The sequence below is a fragment of the Streptomyces sp. NPDC002690 genome (assembly GCF_053592415.1).
Genome location: NZ_JBSFVR010000553.1, coordinates 1 through 3,378, shown reverse-complemented (window position 1 = coordinate 3,378; position 3,378 = coordinate 1). Strand labels below are relative to the sequence as shown.

The following is a 3,378-nucleotide window of genomic DNA, read 5'->3' as shown; positions in this document are numbered from 1 at the left end:
ACCCACTGCCCCTTCGGGGTCCGGGCCGCCTGCTCGCGGAGCATCGCGAGGCCCTCGCGCCGGGTGGAGCACGTCGGTGTGAATCAGCGTCCCGGTGGTGGCGCAGGCCGCCGTCGCCAGGATGAGGGTGACCGCCGCTCCCCGCGGCGTGAGCCGCAGACGGCGCAGGCGGTGGACGGCGTGGTCCTGGGCGGGCGCCAGGAGCGGTCGGCCCGCCTTCCGCCGCGACAGCAGGACGAGGACCAGGTCGGCGAGGGCCACCGTCATCAGCGCGGGTACCGAGACCCACGCGGCGCTCCCGGACGGGGCGCCGGCGAGCAGCAGCAGGACGGATCCGGCGAGCAGGAAGCCCGTGTACCGCGAGCCGCAGGAGCCGTAGAAGACACGTGCGGGGGGCCAGTTGTACGGCAGGACGCCGGACACGGAGGCGGCCACCACGGCAAGCAGCAGCACGGTTCCGGGGTGGTGGTCGGCCGCCGCGCACGTGAGCAGTCCGGCGGCGAGGACGACGGTCACACCGGCCGCCGTACCGTCGGAGCCCTCCAGCAACTGGAGCGCGTGGGTGAGAACCACCATGAGTACGGCTCCGCACACCGCTGCCACCGGGGAGAGTCCGGAGAACGCCGCGACGAGTGCCGCCAGTACGGCGTGGAAGACGAGTTCGATGCGGGCGCCCACCGGGCGCAGTTCCTTCACCAGTCCGAGCACCGCGACCGCGGCGGACGCGGCGAGCAGGATGCGCACGCCGGATCCGGGCTCCGGAAGGCCCAGTCGGGGCGCGGCGAGCATGACGCCGGTGGTCGCCATGACGACCGCGACGCCCGTACCGACGGTCCGCCGGGGCCCCCGGCGGCCGCTCTTCGCCGCGATGACCGGGGCAAGTCCGCGGACGACCGCGGTGAGTGCCACGGTGATCACCAGCGCGACAGCCCCGGAGATGATGACGCCGACCACGTTCACCTGCTCTGCCTTTCCTCGTTCCTGGCCCCGTGGCGTCCTCAGCCGTACGGGACAGCCCCGCACGGCACCTCGGAACGCGTTACCGGGGTGGCGCACGGCGCCACCCGAGTGGAGTCGTTCCACAACCTAAGGTGCACATGTCGGGATATGCCCCAAATAACACGCAGAGTGGCACTTTGATTGGAGTTCGAGGGAAACCGAACAGCTGGACACCGGACAGGACGACCACGGCCGACCGCCCGCAAACCCGGTCACGCGGTCACGCGGTCACGCGGTCACGCGGTCACGCGGTCACGCGGTCACGCGGTCACGCGGTCACGCGGACGGTGCGGCACCCGGCATCCGGGAACACCCGGGCCGGACCGCCCTCACCTCACTGCCCCGGAAGGGCCCGCACCGGGTGCTTGCTCATGATGGAGACCCGGTTGAAGGCGTTGATGGCGACGGCCACCCAGATCACCGCCGCGATCTCGTCGTCGGAGAGGGTTTCCCGCGCCAGGGCGTAGGAACCCTCCTGGAGCGCGGCATCGGCGGGGTTCGTCGTCGCTTCCGCCAGGGCGAGTGCGGCGCGTTCCCGCGCCGTGAACACCTCGGTGTCGCGCCAGGCGGCCAGCACCCCCAGACGCCGGGCCGTGTCGCCGGCGCGCAGTGCGGCGCGGGTGTGCACGTCCAGGCAGAAGGCGCATCCGTTGATCTGGGAGACCCGCAGGTTGACCAGCTCCACCAGGGTGCGACCGAGCCCGGCCTCCTCCGCGGCGGTGCGGACGGCGTCGGAGGTCGCCACCAGAGCGTGGTAGACCTTCGGGCTCTGCTTGTCGATGTAGATCCGGCGCTCACCGCGGGCCGTTTCGGTGCCGCTCACCCGTGTCTCCTCACCGGGGCTCGTCGCCCCTCCACCACCCCGCACGCCCGGCCGGGCGGCGGCTTACCATTTCGAGCATGATCGTTGAACATGAAAGCACCCTTGGCGGGAGCGGGACGCCGGGGGCCACCGGCGGCCCCGGTTCCGGCCGGATCACGCGGTCCGAAGCGGCCGGAGAGCACGACCGCCCGGCCGGACCCGCCCGGGTGGAGGTACTCACACCCCGGGACGTGCCCCTCGGCGGCCCCCGGGCGATGACGGTCCGGCGCACCCTGCCGCAGCGGGCCCGTACGTTCATCGGCGCTTGGTGCTTCATCGACCACTACGGCCCCGACGACGTCGCCGAGACGGGCGGGATGGACGTGGCACCCCATCCGCACACCGGCCTGCAGACGGTCAGCTGGCTCTTCAGCGGGGAGATCGAACACCGCGACAGCCTGGGCAGCCACGCTCTCGTTCGCCCGGGCGAGCTCAACCTCATGACCGGCGGCCTGGGGATCAGCCACACCGAGGTCTCCACCGCCGGTACGACGATCCTGCACGGTGTCCAGCTGTGGGTGGCGCTCCCGGAGGAACACCGGCGCACCGGGCGTGACTTCCGCCACCACGTCCCGGACCCGGTGCACGTCGACGGCGCCGTGATCAGGGTGTTCCTCGGGTCGCTCGCCGGGGAGACCTCCCCCGTACCCACGTTCACTCCGTTGCTCGGCGCCGAACTGGTCGTCGAACCCGGCACGACCGTCACACTGGACACGGACGCCGGGTTCGAACACGGTCTGCTCGTGGACCAGGGGAGCGTCCGCATGGGTGAAACCCTGCTCGGACCGGCCGAGTTGGGCTACGCGGGTCCGGGGTATCGCACGATGACGCTGACCAACGAGTCGGACACCCCCGCCCGGGCCGTGCTCGTCGGGGGAACGCCCTTCGAAGAGAAGATCGTCATGTGGTGGAACTTCGTGGGCCGCAGCCACCAGGACATCGTCGAGGCGCGCGAGGCGTGGGAGGCGGCGTCGAGCCGCTTCGGCCACGTGGACGGCTACCCCGGCGACCGTATCCCCGCCCCGGCCCTGCCGAACGCCGCTCTCGCACCGCGAGGCAACCCGCCCCACAACGAAGGGAATTCCATGAGCCGGTCCTCAGCCACTCCGAGCGTCGAGCGTGTCGACGCCAGGCACCGCTACGAGATCCACGTCGACGGCGTCCGCGCCGGACTGACCGCCTACCGCGACCGCGACGACCAGCGGGTCTTCTTCCACACCGAGATCGACGACACGTTCGCCGGCCAGGGCCTGGCCTCCGTCCTCGTGGAGCAGGCGCTCACCGACGTACGCGCCTCGGGGAAGCGGATCGTGCCGGTCTGCCCCTACGTCGCGAAGTTCCTCACGAAGCACACGGAGTTCGCCGACATCACCGACCCGGTCACCCCGGATGTCCTGGAGTGGCTGGAGGCGGCCCGCTCCCAGTAGGTCGTGTTCTGAGAGTCCCGCCGGACCGGCGGTGTCCGGTGCCGTGCGTCGGGAGGCGGAGAAGGTGGTGGTGGGGGCGCGGGGGGCACC

General features: G+C 71.8%; 3 protein-coding genes and 1 pseudogene. 2 read left to right on the top strand and 2 right to left on the bottom strand.

The annotated features are described in order from the left end of the window. Together ACWD3D_RS35050 and ACWD3D_RS35045 are read right to left on the bottom strand one after the other, a co-directional pair. On the bottom strand, positions 1 to 960 hold a 960-nt coding region (locus tag ACWD3D_RS35050; RefSeq protein ID WP_451464726.1), incomplete at its 3' end, for an undecaprenyl/decaprenyl-phosphate alpha-N-acetylglucosaminyl 1-phosphate transferase. Positions 961 to 1,333: 373 nt separating this feature from the next. Then, on the bottom strand, positions 1,334 to 1,822 hold the full coding sequence (locus tag ACWD3D_RS35045; RefSeq protein ID WP_451464725.1) for a carboxymuconolactone decarboxylase family protein: 489 nt from the start codon (positions 1,820 to 1,822) through the stop codon (positions 1,334 to 1,336). A 77-nt stretch (positions 1,823 to 1,899) separates the two neighbouring features. Between ACWD3D_RS35045 and ACWD3D_RS35040 the strand changes: the two are divergent. Together ACWD3D_RS35040 and ACWD3D_RS35035 are read left to right on the top strand one after the other, a co-directional pair. Then, positions 1,900 to 2,931, top strand: a pseudogene (locus ACWD3D_RS35040) (pirin family protein); the annotation flags it as partial. Between the two features lie 15 nt (positions 2,932 to 2,946). After that, positions 2,947 to 3,288, top strand: a complete 342-nt coding sequence (locus ACWD3D_RS35035) for a GNAT family N-acetyltransferase (protein ID WP_451464727.1) — start codon at positions 2,947 to 2,949, stop codon at positions 3,286 to 3,288. Positions 3,289 to 3,378 lie beyond the last annotated feature (90 nt).

What these genes read in the sequence shown, in the direction of transcription:
- ACWD3D_RS35035 (WP_451464727.1), top strand. Translation starts at nt 2,947, where the DNA reads ATGAGCCGGTCCTCAGCCACTCCGAGCGTCGAGCGTGTCGACGCCAGG.